The following is a 22,945-nucleotide window of genomic DNA, read 5'->3' on the forward strand; positions in this document are numbered from 1 at the left end:
ATGCTGCATCGATCTTCCTCTTCGACTTGGGCTGCCCTCGCGGGCGTGATGGGCGTCGTGATGGCGTCGGCGTGTGGTGACGCCGGATCCAGCGCTTCCTCTGGGAGCGGCGCGTGGGGCGCCACGTCGGGCGCCGGCGGTATGACCGGCGGAGGATCGGCGGGCGCGGGCGCGGGCTCGTTCGGCTGCAATCTGGCCTGCGTCGAGCCGCAGAAATGTAGCTCCGTGGGCACGTGTATCGATCCCGGCAGGTGCGCCGCCGACGGCGACTGTTCGCCGGGCATGACATGTGACACCGCCACGAAGACGTGCGTGCCGGGCGGCGGATGTGGCGCGCAGGAGGCGAAGGTCGAGTCCATTCCGCCGAACATGCTGCTCGTCCTCGATCGCTCCTGCTCGATGACGGCGCTCGTCGGCGACGTGACGAAGTGGGACATCGCCGTCGCGGCCATCAACAAGATGACGACCGATTACACCGGCAAGATCCGCTTCGGCCTCACGCTTTTCCCCGACCTCGTGACCCCGAACTGCCAGCAGGACGCAATCCCCATCCCCGTCGGCCCCGAAAACGAGGCGGCCATTCAAGAGCTGCTCACGGCGGCGCTCGTGAAGGCCGATAAGTATTTCCCGGACGGCCCCTGCGTCACGAACATCCAGACCGCCGTCACGCAATCGACGACCGAGCCTGCGTTCGACGATCCGAATCGCGACAGTTATGCCGTGCTCATCACGGACGGCAAGGAGACGTGCGGCTCGGATGCGACGACCGAAATGGAGATCAAGAACCTCTTCGAGCAGCGCGGCATCCCGACGTTCGTGATCGGCTTCGGGGCGGGCATCGATCCGGCGCAGATGAACAAGTTCGCGATCGCCGGCGGCGTCCCGTCCGCGGGGGCGAACCAGTATTACGACGCTTCCGACCAGGCGAGCCTCGACGTGGCGCTCGTGACGATCGCCAAGAAGACGCTCTCCTGCGCGTACACGCTCGACGCGGTCCCGCCGAACCCGAGCGAGATCTACGTCTTCTTCGACAACACGACCGAGGTCATGCGCGACGACACGAAGACGGACGGCTGGCACTACGACCCGGGCAAGAACCAGGTCGTCTTTTACGGCCCGGCGTGCGATAGCTTGAAGGACGGCGTGGTCATGGACCTCGACATCGTCCTTGGCTGCCAGGAGCCCACGCCGAACTGATCTGGAAGGTTTGCCCTCGTTCATGAAGCAGAAGCCCGACCCGCGTGCCCTCGGCGCCCAGGCCCCCGAGGTCGTCCACGGCCTGCGCGCCGGCCTCGCCGTCTTCGCCCGCCGCCCGGACGACATCCTCGCCGTCTCCTATGGCCGCGAGGCGCGCCGCGACCTCGAAACCCTCATCCGCTGGGCCGCGGCGCGCCGCGTCCCCTGCCACGAGCTCCGCGACGACGAGCTCGAGCGGATCGCGCACACGAAGAACCACGAGGGGCTCTGCCTCCACACGCGGCCGCGGGCGTGGCTCGGGCCGAACGAGCTCGCGGACATGCTGGTCCGGACGCGCGGCGCGGCCATCGCGCTCGAGCGCGTGCGGAACCCTTACAACATCGGCGCGATCGTGCGGAGCGCGGCGTTCTTCGGCCTCGACGCCGCGCTGCTCGGCGCCCCGGCCCCGCACCCGGGCCTGCCGCCCGACGCCGTGCGCGTGGCCGAGGGCGGCGCCGAAGAGCTCGCGTTTGCCCGCACGACGGACCTGCCCGACACCCTCGCGCGGCTGCGCGCCCGGGGGATCTCGATCGTGGGCGGCGAGAGTGACGCCGCGGCGAACGCGTTCGGGTATTCATTCAAGCGGCCGGTGGTCCTGGTGCTCGGCCACGAGCGCGAGGGGCTGTCCGAGCGGGCCAAGGCGCAATGCGACGCGCTCGTGGCGATCCCGGGGGCCGGGACGGTCGGGTCGCTGAACGTGTCGATCGCGGCGAGCGTGCTGCTGGCGGAGGTTGTCCGGGAGAACTTGCTGGGGAAAAACCCGTCACCCGCGTCGCCGGCGGCCCCGGCCGCGTCGCCGCCTGCGCGTGCGCCTGCGGGCCCGCAGCGGGGGCGTCCGCCGCGGCGGCGTTAAGGGGGGCCCAGGGGCCTCACAACCTCATCTTGGATAGGTGAAGGTCGAGGGTTTCGAGGGTCTCCCTCGTGAGGCCAAGCTCGTCGCGAAGAGTACGGAATCGATCACGGATCGTGGCGGCGGACGACTCCACGAGCGTACGTGCGTTCTCGGGATCCATGCCGCTTTTGGCGGCGAGGCGCTCGAAGTGGTTCGTCGTCACGTCGGTGTAGTGTTTCGTACGGCTCAGGTTGAGCGCAAACCTAGGGTCGGTGCCAGGATACGCGACGGTACAAACGAGGTCGTACGCTGGCGAGAGTCGGGCGCGTCGCCCGTCGGGGTAGACGAGCGACCAGTTCTTCAGGTGTGCATCCGAGTTACCACTCAGCAGGGTGAACACGAGTCGTCGGATGAACTCGGCGGCGTCCTGTTCCCCACAGACGGATCGAATGACACGCGCGAGGTTGTTGTAGCTCCAGCGCTCGTACTTTTCGGCGGGTGTGACGTCGAGCACCTGCGCGAAATCCTCCTGGTGGATCCGGCCGGTCGGGGTGCGGTCGTAGCGACGAATGGCCAGAGCATAAGGTTCCCGGAACGAAAGCTCGGGGGGGAGACCTTCGAGATCGGCCACGGAGGTGAGTTCGAACTCTGGCACGTCGATGCCGCAGGCCTTGGCCCACGTCAGCATTGCATGCTCGTTCAGGGGCACGAACGGGAAACGGTTGTCGGGCAGTTTTACGATCCAATGTCCGCCCTTCCCGGATGCTGGCAGGGTGAATCGATCGTCGTTCCGCATGACCGAAAACTTGAGCTGGATGCCTGCCAGGGAAAAGCGCAGCGGCGCGCTGTCGTCGAGCGCGGCGTCGGCCGGGCGGTCGTCTCCTGATTCGGCGCCGCTCGCCACATCGTCACTGCGCACGACGATGGCCCCGGGTAAATCCTCTCCCAGCACCGACAGTAACTCGAGTTCGCGATGCGGCTTCACTCCCGCGCGACGCGCGATGAGAGTTCGCAGGGCGCTCCCCTCTTCGGGCAAATAGTTCTGAAAGAACGGCGGAAGCCTGCTCTGCGGATAGAAGTACTCCCAGTGCTCATCGAGGTGGTCCTCGAACCATCGGCCCAGCACCGGTCGGTCTGCCATGGCAAGGTACGAGGGCTCGAATCGGAACGTCGTCTTGTTGCCGTGGTGCAGCGTCAGCGTTCCTACGACGGTATCGTGGAGGAGCACGTCGAGACGCATGATCAATCATCCTCCAGCATCGATACAACCGATGGCGTATCGTCGGCGCCGGGGTCGGCCTTCTGCCGGAAAAATTGCTCGATGAGCTCACGGAGGCTTTGGTGCCTTCGTGACAAAAACTCGTCGTGCTTGCCTACCACGAGCGCAATGCGCGTCTGCGTCGTGATGGCGTGCGTCGCGAGCAGCGCCTCGTCCTCGATGTCGCGCAGGAGGTCGCGAAGCTCGCCAGGGGAGAGATGCGGGTGGAGAAGACGGTTGGCGAGGCCCGAGACGTCGGGGGGCGCACCTTTTCGGCGTGCGACGAGCATGGGAAATGCTTTTTCTGGTGTCGAAAGGAGCGTCGACAGATCGATGGTCCCGCCCGTTCTTAGGTCTCTGGGCCGGAGGGACGCGAGCGCACAGCATTGAAGCCGACTCTTGGCCACCTGCCGGTTGAAATCCGCGATGTTCAGAACGTCGGGATTCGGTTGCGGCGATACCAGACCGAGTAGCCGCTGTACCGAGCCCTCCTCGTCCCCATCGCGAATGCACTCGAGGTGCTGTCGGATGCCTACCGTCGCGCCCGTCAGTTGCATGGCGAGGGAGCCTCGCCAGACCCAACGTCGGAGGAGCGTGCGGCTTCGGATGCGCGGCTCGGGGAACGAGTGAAAGAACCTCGAAAGAATCGTCAGAGGGAGCGAATACGGCAACAACTCGCGGTGCGGTATCGAGGCGTCGTGCTGAAGGAAAGCCACGGTTCTCCGCATCGCACGTTCGGTCGCACGCAGCGCATCGGGCACGCGCTCGGGATCGATGCGGCGAGTAAAGTCTTCGTGGAAGGGCAGGCCCTCGATGGCGCGTAGCGCATCGAGCACGTCATCCCGGCCGAGTCGGCCGAACCCGGTGCTGTCCAGGATCCGGGCGATATCCTCGAGTCCCGCCGGGGGCCCCTCGATCATCGAACCGAAGAGAGCCTCGAACACCTCCGGATCGGTGAGTCTCCGCCCGGTCCGGTTGGTTCGATCGAAGATCGTGATGGGGACGCGGTCGTCTTCCGTTTCGACGATGTAGGCGGGGACGTGATATTCGCGGATGCGTTTCCCGATCTCGATCGCTCGGTTGCGGCGATCCCGGTTCACCCCGTGCTCGATCAGCCAGTCGAGCAAGTGGGCCGAGTCGAGCGCGGTCGAGATGGGCATGTAGCGCGGGTCCCTGGGGGCTTCGCGGTTCCGTAGCTTCGAGGGGCGAAGGTAGGAAAAAGGCTCGTCCTCGTTGTCCAGATCGACGTGGATCGAGCGTTCGTCGGGTTCAGGAGTTCGCAGGAGGGCCTCGGCGAGCGTGGTAACCCGTTGCTGCCCGTCCACGATCCAGAGGACGTCGCTGCGCTTGGGCGCGTGGACCGTCAAGGCGCCCAGGGGAACCGTGGCCTCTGGGCCTGGTCGCTTCCAGAGTAGCAGGGTGCCGATCGGGTAGCCCCGATAGATGCTGTCGAACAGTTGAAGGCGGTCTTCGTCCTCCCATCGCAAACCACGCTGGAAGCGAGGCACGCGGACCTGCCCCTCCAGCACCTTTGCCAGGAGCATGTCGAGCTGGAAGGTCGTCGCCTCCGGTCGTTTTTCCAGCCTCTTGGGCTGCTGGCCGCCGTGCCGCTCGTTCATCCAATGACAAGTCTACAGCGGTTCCTCCCTCTTGGGGCCTCGGAAGAGGGGGAAGCAGTCCTCATCAAGAGACCTCCGATCAACCCACACCCTCGCGTCTCACCCCACCTTCCGCGCCCGCGTCGTTCCCAGCGTCTTCCGCACCAGAATCCGGTCTCCGGCTTCGCCCATCCGGACGAACCCTGCCTGCAGGAACGTACCGAGCGGCCCGATCTCCTTCCCGGGCCGTGTCTTCGGCGGGTACGCATCCACGAACGTCACCCCTTCGGCGGCCAGCGCGCTCTCGGCCTCGGCGAGCAGCACCCGCCCGAGCCCGAGCGTTCGGTAGCGCGGGGCCACGAGCAGGCAGGCCACCGTCGGCACCCGCCCCGTCGTCGCGGCGGCGCTGGGCGCGAACGCCGCGAGCGCGCCGACGAGGCAGAGCCCCGCGGGAAAACCTCCCACGTACCCGGCAAAACCTTTGAGCCGCCCGGAGCGCATCTCGTCTCCCAGAATGTCGACCACCTCCCATGGGTCGAGCTCCGGTGGCTGTCCTGACAGACCGGGAAAAACGGCATCCGGCACTTCGTCGAGTTCGTGCTCCAGCAGCGCCAGGCCCTCGGCGACCGTGGTGGGTTCGTCGGGGGAGACAGGAAGGACGTACGTGTCGAGCATGGGGTTTTACGGGACCGGACATAGAGTCCCCTCAATGAGCTCCATGTGTCGAACGACCCGATCGTCCGGAAAAAAAGTGAGGCGATGAAAAATATATTCCTGTCCGCGGGAAAACCGTAGGGAGGCACACGCTGTCTGGCGGGTGCACGAGGGGATCGCGGCGGGGGGCGGGGCGCGTTATGTTTGGGTTCGATGGTCCGGAAGTTCGGGCTCCCCGTCCTCACGCCTCGGCCGCCGCTGCCGACAGTCGATGCCATGCGCAAGCGCCTCGGCGGGCGCGCCTCGACCGAACCCGGGGCCGGGGACGCGGTCACGTTCACCACGCCGGGCGGCGTTCGCCTGATGGGCGTGGTCCTGTTCGTCCGGGGAGACGAGCTCGACGTGTGGGTCGACGAGAACGTGGTGCGCCGGACCCGTCGCGCGGCGGCCGCCCCGCTCGACGCCGCCCTCCCGCGGGATCTCGTGACGATCGCCGCCGACGCGCGGGTCTTCGCCACGCTGAGCGAGGGCCAGCGGATCCGCTACCTCGACGAGGGTCGCGTGGACGAGGGCACGCTCATCGAAAAGTGCCGGTTCGGCGCGCTCGTCGAGCGCAGCGACGGCACGATCGTCGGCCTCGGGTTCCGCAGGCTCTGGCCCGCGGACGCCGCGCCTGCGCGCGAACCTTCGTAGCTAGAGGCAGCTACAGACCGGATCGCCGATCGCGCAGGCGCAGCCCGTCGTGACCCGCGTGTTCGGTTTTCCCGGGACCGAGGTCGCGTTGTGCTTGCGCTGTTGCGGGTTCAGGCCGGTCGGCTGGTCCGGTGACGTCTTCGGCTGCGCCTCGGCTTCGGGCGGCGTTTGCGCCTCGGCCGGGGCTCTCGGCGCCTGGGCTTCGGCGGCCTCGGGCTGCGCGATCTCGTTCGTCGCGGTCGGCGCGGGCTCGTGCTTGCCGCAGGCCGCGACGAGCAGCGACGCACCCACGGCGAGGCGCAGCCGCGGCAAACTCCGAGCGGGCGGGGGACGTGGCTCGCGCTCGCGGAAGAGGACGTTCCCCTCCTCGTCGTGCTCCACCCGCACGCAGAGCGAGTGCGGCCGGGCCGAGGCGATCAGCCGATCGGCCTCCTCGGGCGAGAGCTCGGCGAGCGCGACGACCTGCTTGTCGCACGAACTGCAATGCCGTCGCGCCTCCGAACCCGTCATCGACTCCCAGCGCTCGCTGCAAGGCTCGGCGATGTGGAAGCGTCGAAGCATGGGGAAGAGTGTACGCTGGCGAGCCGGAAAAGGGGAGCCCTCGGGCGCTACGCCCCGCCGAGACGGGCCTGCGCGAACGTCCCCAGGCCGTTCACGACGACCGGGGGGATCTCGTGCGCGCCGCCGTGCGGCACCCACGTCACGCCGGCTTTCGCCGCGGTCATCATGTCCCGCAGGATCTCGGCGCGTCCGAAAGGCAGGAGCGGATCACGCCGCCCGTGCGAGATGAACGCCGAGAGCCGCTCGCCGAGCGCATCGAGCCCCGTCTGCCATCGGTCGCCGCCGAGCCGGGTCCCCGAGAGCACGGCGAGGCCGGCGAAAGGCTCGCGGAGGTGGGTCACGAGTTCGGTCGTGACCATGGCGCCCTGGGAAAACCCGCCCACGAGGAGCTGATCGCGCCGCACGCCGAGATCCTTCACGAGGACCTCGATGGTCTCCGCGAGGGCATCACGCGCGGGCGCGAGTCCCTCGGGCACCTCGTCGAGGCGCTTCATGGCGCCGTCGATGTCGCCGCGCATGAGCAGGGTCATCAGCCGATCCATGCCGATGTCCCACCAGGCACGGCCGTGCATGCCGGGGCCGACTTCGACTTCGAGGGGGGCTTCGGGGAAGAACCAGCGGACGCCGCGGCCGGCGTCGATGACGCGGCAGAGGCTGACGAGGTCTTCCCCGGGCGCGCCGAAGCCGTGGCAGAGCAGAATCGCGGGGCCGTCGCCGCCGCCGCGGTGATCGTCGCCGCCGCGGGCGTGGACGCGGAGGGGGCCGAAGGTGCGGGGTTCCATGGGGCGGGACGGTAGCAGGATTTCGAGGGGGGTGGGGGAGGAGGGGCGGCGACCGGGCTTGACAGGGCTCCGGCCCCAACCATTACGCTCGCTGCCCCATGCCCGGATCGTTGCACCACGCCCGACAGTTGGGCAGGCTTCCGTATCGCGGGAACGACCAGCAGGAGCACTGGGAGGTCGATATCATCGACGGCGACATGGACGTCGTCTCGTATTCGTCCTGGCACGAGCTCGTGGAATACTGCGCGCGGCTCGGCGTACCGGTGGAGGTATGGCCCGGCTTCACCCGCGAGGGCATCGATGTCTCGCTCGATCGGGTCGATCGGATGCAGGGGGACCTCCGGGAGGCTTTGCGCAGATTGACACTCGCCGAGGTCTCCGGGCACGTACTGCTTGCGCGTATCGTCGGGTATCTTGCGCGCGGGGAGAAGGTGTTTTTCTGTTGATGGGAGGCGCCTCGAGCCTGCGTCATGCCTCCCCGCCCGCCCATTCGCGACCGACCTTGTGCCGACGGCGGAGGGGTGGCATGCTACCGGGAGACATCGGCGACGGAGAAACGCATGGAAAGGCGAACCTTGGAGCAGCTCGAAGCGGCGCTCGAAGCGGTCAGCAAAGAACTGGCTCCACGCGTCGAGGAGCTCGCGCGGAAGAGCACCGCCGGCGTCCTCACGCCGGAAGAGCACCAGGAGTACGCCGAGGTCGTCCGCCTGAATGACACGCTGAGCCTCCTCAAACTGCAGGCCGAGGAGTTCTGGAGCGTGCGCGCCGCGTCGTGAAGCTCTCGACCGACACGCGGGAGTTCGTCCAGCGGCGCGCCCAGGGCGCGTGCGAGTACTGTCGGTTGCCTCAAAGCGCGTCGATTCTGCCCCATCAGGTCGACCACATCATCGGAAGGCAACACCGTGGATCGGATGATGTCGATAACCTGTGCCTCTGCTGCATTCGCTGCAACCTGAAGAAGGGGCCGAATATCGCGTCGATCGACCCCGAGACGAGTGCCATCGTGCCGCTTTATCACCCGAGGCGGCAGTCTTGGGGAGAGCACTTTTCCGTAGAGTCGGAAGGGACCGTGGAGGGGGTGACGGCCGAGGGGCGTGCCACCGTGCAGCTCCTCGACATGAACGACGAGGGGCGCGTTCGGCTGCGCGTATTGCTCTTGCGCCGTGGATGGCGTCCTTGAGCCAGGAGGCCGAAGCCCGCCGAGGAACCATGCTGGACGACGTGCGGAATGTCCCCTGGGCGTCCTTTGCCCAGCCGGAATGGAACGACCCGAACGAGGTTCCATCCGCGCTTCGCGCCCTTTCGTCGTGCACTTCCGAGGAGGAGGCCCTCCGCGCCTACCACAAATTTCTTTATGCCGTCGGAAACAATCACTCGGGCAGCTACTACCCAGTGGTACTGCCGGCGCTACCCTTCCTCGCCCGGATCCTCGAAAGCGACAATGAGATTGCGCGTCGAACGACGCTCGACGTGCTCATCGACCTCCTGGGCTCCTTCGGGCCCGAGCCCGGGTTCGAATTCGAAGGCATCGATCCCGAGACCGGCCTTCGTGGCGACCTCCGAGCCTTGTTGCATTCGCACGCTCGTATCATGGTCCCGGTGACGCTTGCGATTGCCAGCGACCGCTCACCCGCGCGTCTTCGTTCTGCAGCCTTGGCCGCGGAGCTCGCCGAGGCTCTGCTGGAGGACGCGGATTCGTAGGGAATCACTGCGTCGGCTTGTGCAGATGGCCGCCTGGTGGCATGCTGCGGCGGGCAAAATGACCATCGAGAATCAGACCGTCGCGCAGCGAAAATTCCTCGCGTCGATGATCGAGGACGACTACTACCCGAAGCACCTCGTCGAAAAGGGGCAGTGGCTGCTCGCGGCGCTGGCGGAGCGCATCGAGAAAGAGGCGCCCAAAGGAAGCGCGGTCTACGCGCTCACGCACGCGACGACCGAGGCGTTCAACGAGCTCCAGGAGGAGTTTTACGAAGCGGAAAGCGAGATCGAGACCGTCGCGCGCGAGGCCATCGCGGAGGATATCGGCTTCATCCTCGACGCCTACGGCTACGAATTCGACATCGAAGAGGCGATCGCGCCGCGTGATTGGTGAAGGATGATCGGCGTCCGCGTCCAGAACGCACAGGTCGAGGCTGCGTGGTAAACGTCGAGAGGTGAGAACGTGCCGAAAGTGAGCCCCTCCGTCCGTGGCGCGGTTCGCCTGTTTTCGTACTGGCTGGCGAACGGCACCGCGGGTCTGCCTTTGCTCGACGGCGTGGATTACTCGGCCATCTTCGAGGAGCCGAGCGCGCTCGAACAGACGTACGCGATCTTCATGAACGTGCTCGAATTCGATGATGCGGGGATCGTCCTGAATGCGAAGCAGGCCGAGCGCCGGGCCGCTCAGTTCATCCGGAGTTACGTGGAGCCGGATTACGTCGTCGAGCCCCCGTTCGAGGACTGGGAGGTCGAGCTTTACTGATGCGCGGGGGCGTCCGGCTCGTCGCGGAATTCGACCTTCGGCAATTTCCCGTCGTCCGCCAGAAAAGAGCGACCGCAGGAGAGGCAACGCGGGAAATTTTGGTCCACCATCCGGAATCGCGCATGCGCCGCGCTGCAACGCGCGCACTTCACCGGCGTCTCGAACGCGGCGACGATTTTTTGGGGATCACGGTGCATCGCGGCGATCGTACGCTTTGCATCATCCATTCCGTCCGAGCTCCCCTCACGTAGACTCCTTGCACGTAGCTCTCCGGATTCAACCGAGGCGCCGTGCCTGCCCGATCAGCCTCTTCCACGAGGTCGGCGAGCGGATCGCTCTCGTCCCGCTCCCCGGCAGTTCCGTCGCCATCGAGATCCGTCATGCGCGCGATCCTATCTCAAGCCACGCTCCAGAGGCCATGCGGTTTTCCGTTGATCGCTCCCGCCGAATCGGAGGACGCTTCTCTCCGGAGCGAATCCCATGCCCGACCCCATTTTCCTCCGTTTTCGTGCGACATCGGGTGAAAACGTCGACGTGCCGGTCCTCCTCGCCGGCGCGGGAGAGGCCGCCGCCGAGCGCTGGAAGGACGCGCGCCGCACGCCCGGCGTGCACGTGTTGCTGGAAGGGGATCGTGATTATGCCGTGAGCCTCACGCCCCCCGCCTCGGAGGCGACGATCCAGATGCTCCAAGCGAACCGGAAGAAGAGCGTGCGCGTCATCTTCCCCGGACGAACCCCCGTGCGGCGCAGGATCGCCGACGTCGCCGTCGTGCCGCCGAAGCAGGTCGGGCGGGCCGCCGCCCCCGGGGCCGCCGCGGCCCTCGATTTGACGGCCGGGCGCGAGGGCGCGCCGTCGTTATGGCTCCTGCCCGATGGATCGTTTGCCACCGAGCCAGGGCCGCCGCCACGTGGCCTCGACGCGGGCCCCGCGCTCGTCCGCGCCGCGCGCTGGGTCTCGTCGCGCCGCACCACGACCTTCGAACGCCTCTTCCCGCCGAGCGCGTTTCACCCTGACGAACCCTTGCGCCCCGAGCGGCTCACCGCCCCGCAGGCCGCGGAACTCCTCGCGCAGGCTCGGAGCGCGCTCGCCGCTGCCGCGACGAATACCGAATATGCGCGAAACGAGCCGCTCGCGGCCGCGCAAATTCGCTCGGCCGCGCTCACCGTGCTCTCGCACCTCGTGGCCACGGCGCTCCGGGATCCCGAGTTCCGCGCGGCGGCCGACCAGGCCGCGGCCCTGATGTTCGCGATCGTCGCGGGGGAGACCGGGCCTTCGGCCATGCCGGCGCTCCGGGCGCACGCGATTCAGCTCCTCTCGATGCGCGCGCCGGCGCTCTCGGCCGCGGACCGGGAGCTCGCGCGGAGCCTCGTCCGGAGCCTCGTGCGCGAGGCGCCGCCTTACGACAAACTCGCCGGACCCTTTCGCTTCGCCATGTGCTCGGCCCGCGATTTCCACGAGGGCGAGGTCGACATCTTCATCGAACGCTACGGCTTCCGCGAAATCCCCGCGCCCGAGGGCTCGCCGAAGCCGCCGAAATACACGACGTATCGCGTCCTCGAAGCCCCGTTCCGCACGCCGAGCGGCGATCCCGTCTGGCTCTACGCCCGCGTCGCGCGGCCCGACGACGAGAACATCGAAATGGCCGACCCGACGTTCGTCGGCGTCTTCATCAACCGCCACGCCCAGCTCGGCGCCTACGACATGCGCGCTGCCACGGCCACGGCGCGCCAGGCCGGTTACAAGATCATGATGAACGCGCAATGTGCTGGATTGACAACCCGCTTCGCGATCGCGCGCGCCTTCCCCGACGCCGACATCTACTCGTCCTGGGACAGCACTTATTTCCGGAACGGCGGGCCCGACGGCAAGATGAACGCCTCCGAGGGCGTCGATTGCTTCGTCGAGCTCTTGCGCGGCATGTGCGAGAAGGAGACGCACGCCGAGATCGAGGCCCGCATGCGGCGCGTGCAATGGCACCACGCGCAGGCCCACTTCCCGGGCTTCTCGCAGTTCGTCGGGCCCGGCAATCCCCTCGTCGTCGCGCGCTTCCAGGACGTCAACCGCGACGGCCGCGCCGACCTCTACGACGGCTTCCTCGACCTCACGATCGCCGAGCTCGCCGAGGACCTGCGCGCCTCGCTCACGCCGCGGGATCCCGGCGTCGCGCCCTCGCAGATCGGCGGCGAGGCGGCCACCGGGCTCGGCTGGGCCGCGGGAAGCATGAACCGCGTCACGCAATACTCGGATCTCTGGGCGGGTTTGCCTGGACAAAGCGAGCTCTTCTACATCTTTCACGCGGGCGGGTTCTACGACCGAGGCGAGCCGCCGGCCGATGTGCCCGGGGGTTTGCCCGGCGAGCGGCTCGGGGCCTTGCCGGCTGTTTGTCGGTATGTACGTGGCGGGGGTTCGGGGGCGGAGCTCGGCTCGTCCGAGCGGAGCCCCCGAGCGTTGGAAGAAGGCCCGGCGGGCATGCAGGCGGACGTGATGATGCACGCCCACCTGAGCCACGCGGGCAAGGAGCTGAAGCGCCTGCTTTGCGCGGCCGACGCGATGTGGCGCGCCTTCGACACGGGCCTGCTCGATGGTCCGCCCATGCACACGCCCGCGGGCAAGCGCGGCGCCATCCTGCTCACACTCGCGGGCCTGCTCGAGTTCCCCGCCGACCAGAACTTCGTCGACGGCCTCTGGTCCATGGCGCTCGAAGCCCTGCGATTCCCGCCGATCTCGAGGTCGGTCGTCCGCGGGTGCATCACCGAGGCCGACCACGAAGCGTCGAACTACTACGGTTCACGCCGGGGGCTCGTGCAGCTTTTGGAGGAGCTCGGGAAATCGGATCCGCTCGCGCTTTCGGTGCTCGAATCGGAGGATCCGAAGGTGGGACGGGCGAAGGAGATCTGACGTCGACTACAGCTTCGTTCCGGGTTTCTTCCCCGGCGGCGGGGCCTTGTCGTCGGGGCCGCCGAGCACGCTGTCGGGCGCCTCGGGGGCCATCTGCTGCAGATCGTCGGGATCGAGCGGGCCGTACGCCTTGCTGCCGAGCTTGAAGAAGACGCGGCGCATCTTGTCGCTGAGCTGGTCGAACGCGCGCGCGGCCATGACGTCGTAGACGCGGCCCTCGCTCGGGCCGCCGCCGATGCCGTACATCGGGTTCGTGTAGTCGACCGTGAAGTGGTCCGGCGGCTGCACGGGCAGGTCGAACTCGAGTTTGTCCGCCTGGCCCGGGATCTTCATGACCACGTGAAAGTCGACCACGATGCCGACGAACTTGCGGTCGCCCTTGTCCTCGGTGAAGAAATCGCCGGCCCAGCCGACCTCGTAACGCACCTCGATCGTCGGCGCCTCGACGTTGCCCGCATCGGGGTCCTTCCCGATCTTGCCGTCGCGCGCGTCGAGCACGGCGAGCGCCGCGCGCATCTGGGCGGGGTCCTTGCTGCTGGCTGCATCGCGCAGCCGATCGTACGGGTCGCGATCGTCCTTCGGCTGCACCGCGAGGGGCTTGCCGTCGGGGCCGATGCGCGGGCCTTGCTTCAGCGCCATCACGTCCGCCGGGAAGACCTTCTCGAAGCCTTGCTGCAGGCTGCGCACGATCTCCGCCTCGCGCTGCACGCCCACCTTCTCGCCGAAATGCGGGGCCACGGGGACGATGTTGCCGCCGCCCGCGATCTCGCCGCCGAGCTTGCTTTTGAGCAGCTCGTCGACCTTGTCGAGCTTCTCCGTCGACGGCGCCTCGAAGCGCGCCTCCAAGCGCGCCGTGTCGTTCTTTTCGAGGTAGCCGAGAAGCTTCTCCATGAACGGCAAGAGCTTCGGATCGTCGGTCGAGGCCTGCTCGCGGAACTCGCCGAGCGTCTTCGTGAAGAGCGTGTGGATCTCGTCCCGCGCCTCCGTCTCGACCACCGACTTGGGGTATTTCTTGAGGAAGTCGCGCAGCGCCGTGACCGAGCCCTTTTCCTTGGCCTCGCGGAGCGCAGCGCGTGGCAGGTGCTCATCGCGCGCCTCGTCGAGGTGGCGCTTGCCCTCGCGGACGTAGTGCTCCCACTCGTACTCGCGATCGACCTGCTTCGCGTTCGTGAACATCGCCTCGTCGCTCGCGACGTTGCGCATGTGCCACATCGGCAGCGCGAGCAAGGCCGCCGCGGCCCCGGAGACGCCGAGGATCGTGCCCTTCGCGAAGAGCGCGCCGATCGATTGCGCGGCCGGCTGCTGCATGTCCTCGTCGCGCGGCGCCTGCACGGCCCAGGTGTCCTTGACGCGCACCTCGAAGAGCGGATCGAGCTTCATCAGCGTCTCGATGTCACGCGCCTCTGCCGCCTCGCGGATCTGACGTTGCGAGTCGCCGAGCTGCCGGAGGACCTCCTCCGCGCGCTCTTTGCCGTGGATCGAGAACGTCTCGGTGATGCCGCCCTCGAACGTGAAGGTGAGCGTCGTGCCGTTGTAAATGCCGTTCGTGTGCTGATGGACGCCGCGGAAATCCACGAGCGTGCTCATCGGCACGACGCGCAGGAGGCGATCCTCCGCGTTGATGAAATCCATCGGAAAAAGGAAGCGCCCGGGCTTGTACGGCAGCGAGGAGCCGAGGCGGACGCGACGAACCAGGAACAGGATCGACAGGAAGACGATCGCTGTGCCGAGGAAGTAAAGGAACATCACGGGCATGGGCTGGAGCTCCCGCCCGTACTGGTAGAAAAGCGTGCCGACCACGACGATGAAGCCGAGGAGCGCGAGGACGAACCACCCCGCGATGGCCGCGCCTTGCGAGGGCACGCTCGACAAAAGGGGGTACGGGTACGACTGGTGCTGCATGCAGCTGATGAGCCGCTCCCGCACCTCCCTCGGCAATGCATTGAAATCGACGCGCTTGGCCTCTGCCATGGCGACCTCCGAACGGAAGCCGCAAGTCGAGCGACCTCCCGAGCCGAGCACGATACGCGAGGCCCTCTCCGTGTGTCTACGGGAGGCGCGTTTTCCGCGGGAGCTCGTGGGAAATCACGCGTCGACGGATTTCGCTGTCGCTTGTCAGCGCACCACGCCGCGCGACGACAGCATCTCGTTCTCGAGCTTGACGATCTTGTTGTAGACGCCGATCAGGAGCAGCGACGGCACCCACTGTCCGACGAAGTTCGCGAGCTCGAGGCGCTTGGAGTAACCGAAGCGGCGCTGCGGGCGGGCCGAGGCCGCGAGGCTGGCCGAGAGCACCATCGAGCCGAACGCGAGGCCGAGATACGCGATCGACGGCAAGCGCGAGGTCTGGCGCTCGATGAGCTGCGTCGTCCTGCCCTCGTTCTTGTTCAACGTGGAGGTCATGCCCTGCGTGGAGACGTCGAACGACTGATCCATGGATTCCTCCCGGGGCCCCGACGAAGAGACGATAGGCCCGTGCCGGCCGACGCTTGCGACGATCACGCCAACAGGGGAAGCGTGCAGGGGAGTAGCGAGGAGGCTAGTTCAGCACCTTCGGCGGCGTGCGTTTCAGCGCCTCACGGCGGGCGATCGGGCCCGCCTGGTGCAGGACGAGGCGAAAAGCGCCGTCCTCGCGGACGAACAGGTTCGTCGCGACGAGCTCATTTCCGTCGATGGACTCCGTGCACACGACGAACGCCGCGTCGCCGAGGACGGTCGCCGCCGGCCGCTTGGCGACGATGGCCGGAGCGGACGGGCTCGAGAGGATGGCGCGGAAGCTCGCCATGACCTCGGCGCGCCCGCGCACCACGTCCCAGCCCGGATGCACGCACGCGACGCCCGCGTGCCGGGCCCAGAGGTCGTCCATCGCCACGAGATCGCGCCGCGCAAACGCCGCGTAAAACGCCGCGTTCGCAGCAAGGACCTCCGCTTCGTCCGACGCCATGGCTCGACAGCTCCTCTCCGCCGGGGACGATACCAAAGCACGAGAGCGAGGTCGACTCTTGCGGGCCGTCACATCGGCGTGTGTGGTTCCATGACGGGCGGGCGCAGCCGCAGGAAGATCACCGTCACGAGCGGGCTCGCCGGTCGCAAGAGCGAGGGCGATCCCTCCGCCGCGAGGCCGAGCGGCTCGAGGCTCCACGTGTGGGCGCGACGGCGACCGTCCACCGCGGGCCTTGCCGGCCCCGGCGAACTCGGGTGATGATGACCGGACGTCATGAGCCATCAGGGCCCGTACTTCATCCCCTCCGGTGCTCCCCCTGGGACGCCCCTCTTGATGGAGGAGGATCGTCCGCCGGAAGGGGTCTATTATTTCCGCATCTATGCGGTGCTGATGATCCTCATGCTCCTCGGCTGGTTCGCGTTTGGGCTTTACCTGATGCTCGGGCCGCTCATGCGGGGTGCGTCCGGACCATCCGCGACGGGGGAATGGGTGATGGGGCTCTTCGTCGCGGGCCTGTCGTTTCTCATCATCATCCCGCACGCGATCGTGCTCTTCGCCGGCAAGGCGCGCTGGGCCTACACGGTCGGGATCATCCTCATCGGGCTGAACATGCTGTGGAATACGTGCTGTCTGCCCATCACGATCCCGCTGCTCATCATGTGGATGAAGCCCGAGACGAAACGCTGGTACGGCGCGACCTGAGCCGGCGCCCGTCCCGTCCCCCGTTCACCCTGTAAAACGCGTTTTTGCCGCGAACGTATTCGCGCGAAACGTGCGCCCGGCGCGGGAGGTGCACGCATGCGCCCGCACGGGGGGGATCGATATGAAGGCGATCATGCTGGCGATCGTGCTCGGGCTCTTGGTGCTCGGGTGCAGCGTGAATGTCCGAAAGCCGGCCCGGGATGCGACGCTGGGCGCGATTTCGGCGCTCGAGACGCCTCCCGAAGACGACGAGCTCGCCCGCAAGATGGGGCTCTTGCTCGATCGTTTCTTGACGAATGCGCTCGCGGCCGGCCCGCCGCCAGGCGTCGAGCAGATCTCCGAGAACATGATGCGAGGCGCGATGCGCGGGCTCACGGCGACCGTGCCCGAGCAAAGGTGGATCGTGCGGCACCTCGTCACGGAGTCCCTGCGCACGGCCGTCGATACCGTGATGGATGAGCGCGGTCCGATCAGCCAAGCCGCCGCGAGAGCCGGCGAGCAGGCGGCCATGGGGCTCGTGCGCGGGATGAACAACGGGGAAAAACAGGCGACGTCGCTCGTCGGGGAGGTCTCGGGCGAGATGGGTCGGTCGCTCACGCGCGCGATGGGCAGCGAGATCGCAGGCTGGTTCGGCCCGGACGCCGAAGGGCCGCTCGCGGACGCGATGGCGGCCGCCGCCGAGCGCGCGGCCGGGGCGGCGGTGCACGGGGCCATCGCCGCGGCGAAGGACGAGCTCGCGCAGTGCAACACGGGCACGGGCGAGCCGTGCGTGAGCGACATCGTGGCCGCGCTGAGCCGCTCGGCCGCGCGCGGGGCGAGCGAGGGCGTGAGGCGGGAGATCCAGCCGCTGCCGGTCGGAATCGCGTTCGTCGTGGGGCTCGCGATGGCGCTGCTCGGGATCCGCCTCGTGCGCGAGTGGCGCTCGCGCCGGCGTCCGACGACCTGAAGGGCCGAAGGCGCACGCCCGCTTCCTTCTTGCCACGTGAGGCGGGATGAGGAAAAAGGGCCTCGTTGGAGGAGCGGGAGACATTGCTGCGGAACGAGGAGGGCACGATCGTGGCCGAGAGCCCGCTCGTGCTCGTCTGCGACTGCCCCGGGGGCTTCGCCGATACGCTGGTGAAGCTTTATGCGCCGTTCGCGCTCGTGGCGTCGATCCTCGTCTCCATCATCGTCGGGCTGCGCGCGGCGCCTTTCCCGATCCTGTTCGTCGCGATCGTCTGGACGACCGCCGCCGCGATCGGCAATCGCATCGCGCGGCGGAGCGCGCGCAAGCACGGCCGCTTCCGGATCGACCTCGAGCGCGGCGAGATCGTGCAGCAGGGACGGGGTTTTTCCCGGACGCTCGACGCGCGGGCGCTCCTCCACGCGGCGACGCCCGTGGTGGCCGGGGTGGAAGGGGAATCGACCGAGCCCGGGTTCGAGCCGCGCTGGCTTCTGCTCGTCATGCAAAGCGGCGAAGAGCTCCGGCTCGGCAAGGGTCCGGCGCACGCGCTCCGGCCCGTCGTCGTTTTTTTGCGGGAGGCGGGGGTGCCGGTGTTGGGCAATCGGAAGAGTCTCTTATAGGCCTTCCGAAGGCGCGCCGCGCCGCGTACGATCGGCCGCGGGATGGGGAGGGGCGGACGTCAACCGCACGGGGCAGGCAGCCCCGAGCGGGCTGGGCTCGTGATCTTCTCGAGCACGCTCGTGTTCAGCGGGAGCGCCCGCGCCGAGCCGGGCGTCGAATTCTCGGGGGGAGCTGGTTTCGGCGTGCTCGCCGCCGGCATCACGCCGGGCCGGTTCGCGATCAGCCCGAGCGCGAGCCTCGGCCTTCGCGGCGAACGCGGGTTTTTCGTCGCACGCGATACCATCTCGTTCCTCGGCGCGAACGGCGGACGGTTTGGGTTCAACAACGAGACCACCGTCGGCGGTGGTCTCTCCTGAGCGCGTGAATGTCAGCGCCGGGCTCTCGCTCGCGGCGTTCTCGCTCCCGATCTGCGGCCCGCGGCTCTGCGGCCAGGTGCAGGGCCTTGTCCCAGGGGTCAGCGCGCGGCTCGACGTCTTTGGCCCGTACCTCTCCGGAGGCCTCGGCGTTTCGGTCGACTGTGCCGGCATCTGGATCACGGGCCGCGCTTCTCCCGTGTGGAGCGGCGTCTCGGTGCGCTGCTCCGCGGGGCCCATCTTTCGGTTCGGATCTCACCATTGACTCATGAGAAAGGCTCTCTTCCCATGCGTACGCTGTTTGGCTCGATAGCTTCTCTCCTCCTGATGCTCGTGGCCGGGTGCAACACCGTCGACCCGGACGAATGCTGGGTCAACACATCGGGCGGCTTCGACGATGAGCAGCCGATCCCGATCGGCGCCGGGGTCGGCGCGACGAGCTCGGGCGATTTCGGGACTCCGCCCGCGGCGGAGCCGCTCGACTACGGCGGAGAGCCGAACCCATGCATGGCGCCGGAGGTAGACTTCACCATCCCCATAGCCAAGCCATCGGACTTCCCGTTCGTCACCATCATTCCCGATGACGGTACGGACACGGGCGGCGGGGAGCAAATGGCCGAGGCGAGTCTGCCGTTTACCAGAATTCACAACCTGAGTGTCAGGAGGTGGTACTGCTCTCTCACCATCCGAATGCCACTCCGGACTGAGTTGATGGGGAAAATTTCGGCAAGCCAAGCAGCCATCCTCAGCGCAGAGGTCACGAACATCGCATCGAAACGTATGGACTTCACACTCCCGGAGGGGATCTTCTGCGACGAGTTCCCCATGGCTGTGCTGGCAGCGTTCAAGGAGAAATATAAGTATCTCGGCGCCAGGGTGACGAAATGATGAAGATAACTCGTTCCGAGCTGCTCGACGTGGTCTACCGATTCTACCCGCGAAAGATGCTGGACATCGCGCGCGAGCATGTGCCTCCCGGTGAGCTCGTCTACGACGACACCGAGGAGCACCGCCGCCTGGTGGAAGCCGCGAGCCGCGGGCGAGCGGAGTACCCGACCTGGAAGGCGATGATCCGCCGCCTGGGGGATCGATACCGCCTTCAAAACGAATCGCTCCATCTGCTCTCGGGCGGCACCGACCCGGCCTACTCGGCCCGCATCTGGCTCACCAACGAAACGGCCATGACCTTCCACGTGTCCTTGCTCGGGCCTTACTACGGGATCCACCTCCCCGGTATTTCCGAGGAGGAGCCGGTGGCGCGCGATGTCGCTCGGGAGATCGAGGCCACATACCCCGGCTATCAGCCGATCCCGCCGGAGCTCGGTGATGTAATCGTGCCGGATCTGTTCGAGCCCAGGGCTTATTTTGGAGTGGCGACGATCTACCTCTGCCTCTTTTCGGAAGTCTGGACCTGGGCCGATCTATGAAACACACCTTCGACGAACTCCTGGACATCGTCTACCGATACTATCCCCGCGGGGTCGGGATGGTCGACGGCGATCTCGACGTCAAGCTCATCCACGATTCCGAAGAGCACGCCCGGCTCGCGGCCGCGCGCAAAAAGGCGGCGACGGACGAGCGCTGGCACGCCTTGCGGCGTCGCATCGAGGAGCGCTTTCCCGAGGCGCCGCTCATGAACCACTCGCTCCACCTCCCGACGGACAGCTACGACGACGCCTGTTACTCCTTCACCATCCACCTGCCCGGTGCCGCCCAGGATCGCATGTTATGGGGCCAGGTGAGCTTTTTGGTTCCTTATTACCTCATCCACGCATCGTGCAACATCGAGACCGTCCAGGAGGCACGAAAAGACTGCTTCACGGTCAAGTTTCAGGGCCTCCATTTTCAGGTCGAAGGCAGTCCGTTCGATCCAAGGCTCGTCTCGAACCCGGACGATGAACGGTTGAAGCGCGTCACCACCAAGCGGCACGTGGTCACCTTCGATCTATTGCCCGAGGAGCGGCCGTATGCGGAGTGGATCGCCCGCGAAATCGAGGCGACCTTCGGCTACGAGCCCATGCCGCCGGAGATCGGGGCCGTGCTCGTGCCCGAGCTCGCGACCCCGCATCTCCCCGGGGAAAACAGGCTGTATGACTGCCTGTTCTCGGACCATCATACGTGGGTGAATCCCTCGCCGTCCGACGTGCCGGCGCCCGGCGCGAAGGTCGACGCGAGTCAATTGACGGAGCCGTTCAAGGCGGTCCTCACGGTCCAGGCGGCGCTCGTCCGGATCATGTGGATTCTGAGCAGCAAAGGAAGTGGCGCGCTCCATGTGGAGATGGAGATGGACGGGACCCTGCGCAAAGACGAGCTGCTCGGCACACTTGCGTGGATTCGCCAGCTCAACGAGTCGTCGCCGACGCCCCGCGACCCTGCGAAAGGCGACCTCGAAGCTGCTGTGCGCGCGTTCGAAGAGCTGCTCGCCGCGTGGGAGGGTGACGGCGCACCGTCGGACGCCATGGTCGCTTGGGCCTCGAACTTCCTGGCCCGGTGGGACGTGGGGGAGAACGAAGCGTCGCGAGAGGACTAATTCATGCCTTGCGCGCTCTCGACCGCGCGGCTTCGCGCAAGAGCTCGGCCACCTGCGCATCGGCCTCCCCCACCATGGCCAGGATCCGATAGGCCGCTCCCCACCACTTGGCCTGGCGCTGCACGGCGTCCGACTTCGCCGCGGTCGCGGTCTTCGTCGCACCCTTTTTCGTCGCCCGGTCCGAGAGCTTCTCGGAGAGCGCGTCCGCGTCCGCCTCGAGCTTCTTCAATCGCTCGACCGGCACCTTCCGCGCTGCGAGCGCCTCGTGGACGGCAGGGAGCCCGACGAGCGCGCGGGCATCCTTCAAGATCTCGGCCCGGAGAGCCTCGGTGCTGGTCGAGCGCGACGCGACGCGCTCCGTTTTGCCTTCCTCGCTCTGCACGGTTCGAACGGTCACCCGCGCTTCATTCTTGATGATCTGCTGCAAGGCCGCGACAATGTCGGTTTTCCCGGCGTCCTCGTGATCCTGTCGGACGAGCCGCACCACACCCATGACGGCGACGTATTCCTTTTGCACCTCGGCGAAATGGAGCATCACGTCCGCGGTCGCGGCGACGCCCCCTCCGGCGGCCGTGCTCTTGGCCAGCTCCTGGGCTTCGACCTCGAGGCCCGCGTCCCGGATCCGCTCGAGATCCGAGGCGAGCCCGCCAAAGGATTGGAAGAGCGCGAGGAGCTCCGGCCTGGTCAAAATGCACTGGGCCGCGCGCGTACGCGCGGCGACGATTTGGGGAGAGATAGCAGATGCCACACGCGGACTTTACAGAAAGGACGGCACAAGAAGCAAGCACGAACACAAGGCCGGAAGACGCGGCTCCCTCCCCCGCAGAAGGCACGGGACCCCCCCGCAGAAGGAGACGCGGTTCCCGGTAGATGTATGTCAACTTGCCGGAAGAAGGCGTCCGTGACCCTGGCAGAAGGCGCGGGCGACACCGGCAGAAGGAGCGGGCGACACCGGCAGAAGGAGCGGGCGACACCGGCAGAAGTCGCGAGCGACACCGGTAAAGTCCGCAGGCGACACCGGTAGAAGGCGCAAGCGATACCGGCAGAAGGCGAAATCCCGATTGTCGTGGGATCGCACGTCCTGTAGCATGGGTGCTTCCCCACATGCTTACCCTCTTGCGCTGGACCGCCCCCCTGCTGCTCTTCGCGACGACCGCGGCGTGCGCCGAGCCGGCCACGCCGTGCATCATCTCCTCCGAGCCCTACTTCGCTCGTTACGACGTGGTCTCGCAGACCGGCATCCCATGCAGCGCGCGCCTCGGCGAGGACGTGGGGCTCGAGGTGTATCCCGGGGCGAGCGGGGGCGCGCCGACCATCGCCGTGCAATCGCAGGCGCTGAAGAACTTGTGGTTCGAGGCCAAGTTCAATGGCAAAGACCTCGGCGACCAGCGGGCCTACGCGCTGGGGGATTTCGCCGAGAGCGCGGGGCCGGACGGGATCTGCCGCGCGGGCGACCTCGCGCCGGCGGAGATCGATCTCCCGCCGACGCAGATCTTCGACGACCTCGGCAACCCGTTCTTCGTCGGGGGCGGGCACGTCCGGGAGACGTGGCGGAACCTCGCCATGTACGTCGCGCCCGAGGTGCCCGGCGTGCGGTTTGCCGCCGAGCTCGAGGTCGAGGATCTCACGCAGGGGTGCACGGTGAAGTACACGGTGGCGGCGCTCTCGCCGTCGGCGTATTGCGGTGAATTCGGCGACTTCACCGATCTGCCGAAGGACGTGTTCTGCTCGCCCGTGCCGACCCAGACGTTCGCGGGGCTCCACCCCGGCTCCGGGATCGACCCGCGGATCGCCACGCGGTGTGATGAGGCGACGCTCCGCTGCGTGCTCGTGGGCGATCCGCTCGATCCGCTCTGACCTCGAGGGCCCGACGAAC

The 22,945-nt window shown here is 67.3% G+C and carries 30 protein-coding genes; 19 read left to right on the top strand and 11 right to left on the bottom strand.

The features are described 5' to 3' along the window. Together KEG38_RS09310 and KEG38_RS09315 are read left to right on the top strand one after the other, a co-directional pair. Entirely contained in the window at positions 1–1,197 is a 1,197-nt protein-coding gene (locus KEG38_RS09310; protein ID WP_272418770.1) for a vWA domain-containing protein, read from the top strand. Between the two features lie 22 nt (positions 1,198–1,219). Continuing rightward, complete coding sequence (locus KEG38_RS09315; protein ID WP_272418771.1) at positions 1,220–2,089, top strand: TrmH family RNA methyltransferase; 870 nt, start codon at positions 1,220–1,222, stop codon at positions 2,087–2,089. Positions 2,090–2,105: 16 nt separating this feature from the next. Here the strand turns inward: KEG38_RS09315 and KEG38_RS09320 are convergent, their stop codons facing one another. From KEG38_RS09320 to KEG38_RS09330, 3 genes are all read right to left on the bottom strand, one after another. Continuing rightward, positions 2,106–3,308: a type II toxin-antitoxin system HipA family toxin gene (locus KEG38_RS09320; protein WP_272418772.1), complete on the bottom strand. Its 1,203-nt coding sequence runs from the start codon at positions 3,306–3,308 to the stop codon at positions 2,106–2,108. A gap of 2 nt (positions 3,309–3,310) precedes the next feature. Continuing rightward, complete coding sequence (locus KEG38_RS09325; protein WP_272418773.1) at positions 3,311–4,945, bottom strand: DUF262 domain-containing protein; 1,635 nt, start codon at positions 4,943–4,945, stop codon at positions 3,311–3,313. Between the two features lie 99 nt (positions 4,946–5,044). Next, the gene (locus tag KEG38_RS09330; protein WP_272418774.1) at positions 5,045–5,599 is read right to left on the bottom strand and encodes a GNAT family N-acetyltransferase; all 555 of its coding nucleotides are present in this window, start codon (positions 5,597–5,599) and stop codon (positions 5,045–5,047) included. 192 nt (positions 5,600–5,791) lie between these two features. Here KEG38_RS09330 and KEG38_RS09335 point away from each other — a divergent pair, with 192 nt between their 5' ends. Then, positions 5,792–6,271 carry a hypothetical protein gene (locus KEG38_RS09335; protein WP_272418775.1) on the top strand — a complete coding sequence of 160 codons (480 nt, stop codon included), beginning with the start codon at positions 5,792–5,794 and terminating at the stop codon, positions 6,269–6,271. Here the strand turns inward: KEG38_RS09335 and KEG38_RS09340 are convergent, their stop codons facing one another. Together KEG38_RS09340 and KEG38_RS09345 are read right to left on the bottom strand one after the other, a co-directional pair. Continuing rightward, entirely contained in the window at positions 6,272–6,832 is a 561-nt protein-coding gene (locus tag KEG38_RS09340) for a hypothetical protein (RefSeq protein WP_272418776.1), read from the bottom strand. A 47-nt stretch (positions 6,833–6,879) separates the two neighbouring features. Continuing rightward, a complete protein-coding gene (locus KEG38_RS09345) occupies positions 6,880–7,614 on the bottom strand; it encodes an alpha/beta hydrolase (RefSeq protein ID WP_272418777.1) in 735 nt (244 codons plus the stop codon). Positions 7,615–7,712: 98 nt separating this feature from the next. On the opposite strand from KEG38_RS09345, the gene KEG38_RS09350 reads away from it, so the two are divergent. The 6 genes from KEG38_RS09350 (at position 7,713) to KEG38_RS09375 (ending at position 10,078) form a co-directional block, all read left to right on the top strand. Continuing rightward, entirely contained in the window at positions 7,713–8,060 is a 348-nt protein-coding gene (locus KEG38_RS09350; protein ID WP_272418778.1) for a hypothetical protein, read from the top strand. A 114-nt stretch (positions 8,061–8,174) separates the two neighbouring features. Further along, entirely contained in the window at positions 8,175–8,390 is a 216-nt protein-coding gene (locus KEG38_RS09355) for a hypothetical protein (protein WP_272418779.1), read from the top strand. Then, positions 8,387–8,794 (top strand): HNH endonuclease, encoded by a 408-nt coding sequence (locus KEG38_RS09360; protein ID WP_272418780.1) that lies wholly within the window; start codon positions 8,387–8,389, stop codon positions 8,792–8,794. The genes KEG38_RS09355 and KEG38_RS09360 overlap by 4 nt, the downstream gene beginning before the upstream one ends. Continuing rightward, a complete protein-coding gene (locus KEG38_RS09365) occupies positions 8,791–9,315 on the top strand; it encodes a hypothetical protein (protein ID WP_272418781.1) in 525 nt (174 codons plus the stop codon). Before KEG38_RS09360 ends, KEG38_RS09365 begins: the two co-directional genes overlap by 4 nt. A 58-nt stretch (positions 9,316–9,373) precedes the next feature. Next, entirely contained in the window at positions 9,374–9,709 is a 336-nt protein-coding gene (locus KEG38_RS09370; protein ID WP_272418782.1) for a DUF5713 family protein, read from the top strand. A gap of 69 nt (positions 9,710–9,778) precedes the next feature. Beyond that, the gene (locus tag KEG38_RS09375; RefSeq protein WP_272418783.1) at positions 9,779–10,078 is read left to right on the top strand and encodes a DUF7677 family protein; all 300 of its coding nucleotides are present in this window, start codon (positions 9,779–9,781) and stop codon (positions 10,076–10,078) included. On the opposite strand, the gene KEG38_RS09380 is transcribed toward KEG38_RS09375, so the two are convergent. Next, entirely contained in the window at positions 10,072–10,275 is a 204-nt protein-coding gene (locus KEG38_RS09380; RefSeq protein ID WP_272418784.1) for a hypothetical protein, read from the bottom strand. The two genes, KEG38_RS09375 and KEG38_RS09380, sit on opposite strands and share 7 nt — an antisense overlap. A 283-nt stretch (positions 10,276–10,558) precedes the next feature. On the opposite strand from KEG38_RS09380, the gene KEG38_RS09385 reads away from it, so the two are divergent. After that, positions 10,559–12,976, top strand: coding sequence for a hypothetical protein (locus KEG38_RS09385; protein ID WP_272418785.1), 2,418 nt, complete (start codon positions 10,559–10,561; stop codon positions 12,974–12,976). A 6-nt stretch (positions 12,977–12,982) separates the two neighbouring features. Here KEG38_RS09385 and KEG38_RS09390 read toward each other — a convergent pair whose 3' ends face one another. The 4 genes from KEG38_RS09390 to KEG38_RS09405 all read right to left on the bottom strand — a co-directional run bounded on the left by KEG38_RS09390 (position 12,983) and on the right by KEG38_RS09405 (position 16,144). Next, positions 12,983–14,947, bottom strand: coding sequence for a hypothetical protein (locus KEG38_RS09390; protein WP_272418786.1), 1,965 nt, complete (start codon positions 14,945–14,947; stop codon positions 12,983–12,985). Positions 14,948–15,091: 144 nt separating this feature from the next. After that, complete coding sequence (locus tag KEG38_RS09395) at positions 15,092–15,412, bottom strand: hypothetical protein (protein ID WP_272418787.1); 321 nt, start codon at positions 15,410–15,412, stop codon at positions 15,092–15,094. A 103-nt stretch (positions 15,413–15,515) separates the two neighbouring features. Next, positions 15,516–15,920 (bottom strand): nuclear transport factor 2 family protein, encoded by a 405-nt coding sequence (locus KEG38_RS09400; protein WP_272418788.1) that lies wholly within the window; start codon positions 15,918–15,920, stop codon positions 15,516–15,518. Between the two features lie 68 nt (positions 15,921–15,988). Continuing rightward, the gene (locus KEG38_RS09405) at positions 15,989–16,144 is read right to left on the bottom strand and encodes a hypothetical protein (RefSeq protein WP_272418789.1); all 156 of its coding nucleotides are present in this window, start codon (positions 16,142–16,144) and stop codon (positions 15,989–15,991) included. A gap of 49 nt (positions 16,145–16,193) precedes the next feature. On the opposite strand from KEG38_RS09405, the gene KEG38_RS09410 reads away from it, so the two are divergent. The 8 genes from KEG38_RS09410 to KEG38_RS09445 all read left to right on the top strand — a co-directional run bounded on the left by KEG38_RS09410 (position 16,194) and on the right by KEG38_RS09445 (position 21,069). Beyond that, positions 16,194–16,622 carry a hypothetical protein gene (locus tag KEG38_RS09410; RefSeq protein WP_272418790.1) on the top strand — a complete coding sequence of 143 codons (429 nt, stop codon included), beginning with the start codon at positions 16,194–16,196 and terminating at the stop codon, positions 16,620–16,622. A gap of 121 nt (positions 16,623–16,743) precedes the next feature. Continuing rightward, positions 16,744–17,568, top strand: a complete 825-nt coding sequence (locus KEG38_RS09415; RefSeq protein ID WP_272418791.1) for a hypothetical protein — start codon at positions 16,744–16,746, stop codon at positions 17,566–17,568. Positions 17,569–17,651: 83 nt separating this feature from the next. After that, positions 17,652–18,185 carry a hypothetical protein gene (locus KEG38_RS09420; RefSeq protein WP_272418792.1) on the top strand — a complete coding sequence of 178 codons (534 nt, stop codon included), beginning with the start codon at positions 17,652–17,654 and terminating at the stop codon, positions 18,183–18,185. A 99-nt stretch (positions 18,186–18,284) separates the two neighbouring features. Then, positions 18,285–18,542, top strand: a complete 258-nt coding sequence (locus KEG38_RS09425; protein WP_272418793.1) for a hypothetical protein — start codon at positions 18,285–18,287, stop codon at positions 18,540–18,542. A gap of 4 nt (positions 18,543–18,546) precedes the next feature. After that, the gene (locus KEG38_RS09430) at positions 18,547–18,804 is read left to right on the top strand and encodes a hypothetical protein (protein WP_272418794.1); all 258 of its coding nucleotides are present in this window, start codon (positions 18,547–18,549) and stop codon (positions 18,802–18,804) included. 23 nt (positions 18,805–18,827) lie between these two features. Next, positions 18,828–19,427 carry a hypothetical protein gene (locus KEG38_RS09435; protein WP_272418795.1) on the top strand — a complete coding sequence of 200 codons (600 nt, stop codon included), beginning with the start codon at positions 18,828–18,830 and terminating at the stop codon, positions 19,425–19,427. After that, the gene (locus KEG38_RS09440; protein WP_272418796.1) at positions 19,424–19,966 is read left to right on the top strand and encodes a hypothetical protein; all 543 of its coding nucleotides are present in this window, start codon (positions 19,424–19,426) and stop codon (positions 19,964–19,966) included. The genes KEG38_RS09435 and KEG38_RS09440 overlap by 4 nt, the downstream gene beginning before the upstream one ends. Further along, positions 19,963–21,069: a hypothetical protein gene (locus tag KEG38_RS09445; RefSeq protein ID WP_272418798.1), complete on the top strand. Its 1,107-nt coding sequence runs from the start codon at positions 19,963–19,965 to the stop codon at positions 21,067–21,069. The genes KEG38_RS09440 and KEG38_RS09445 overlap by 4 nt, the downstream gene beginning before the upstream one ends. Before the next feature lies 1 nt (position 21,070). Here KEG38_RS09445 and KEG38_RS09450 read toward each other — a convergent pair whose 3' ends face one another. Next, positions 21,071–21,817, bottom strand: coding sequence for a hypothetical protein (locus KEG38_RS09450; RefSeq protein WP_272418799.1), 747 nt, complete (start codon positions 21,815–21,817; stop codon positions 21,071–21,073). A 356-nt stretch (positions 21,818–22,173) separates the two neighbouring features. On the opposite strand from KEG38_RS09450, the gene KEG38_RS09455 reads away from it, so the two are divergent. After that, positions 22,174–22,926: a hypothetical protein gene (locus KEG38_RS09455; RefSeq protein ID WP_272418800.1), complete on the top strand. Its 753-nt coding sequence runs from the start codon at positions 22,174–22,176 to the stop codon at positions 22,924–22,926. Positions 22,927–22,945: the final 19 nt, after the last annotated feature.

The sequence above is a fragment of the Polyangium jinanense genome (genome assembly GCF_028435265.1).
In the GTDB taxonomy this organism is placed as follows: Bacteria; Myxococcota_A; Polyangia; order Polyangiales; family Polyangiaceae; genus Polyangium; species Polyangium jinanense.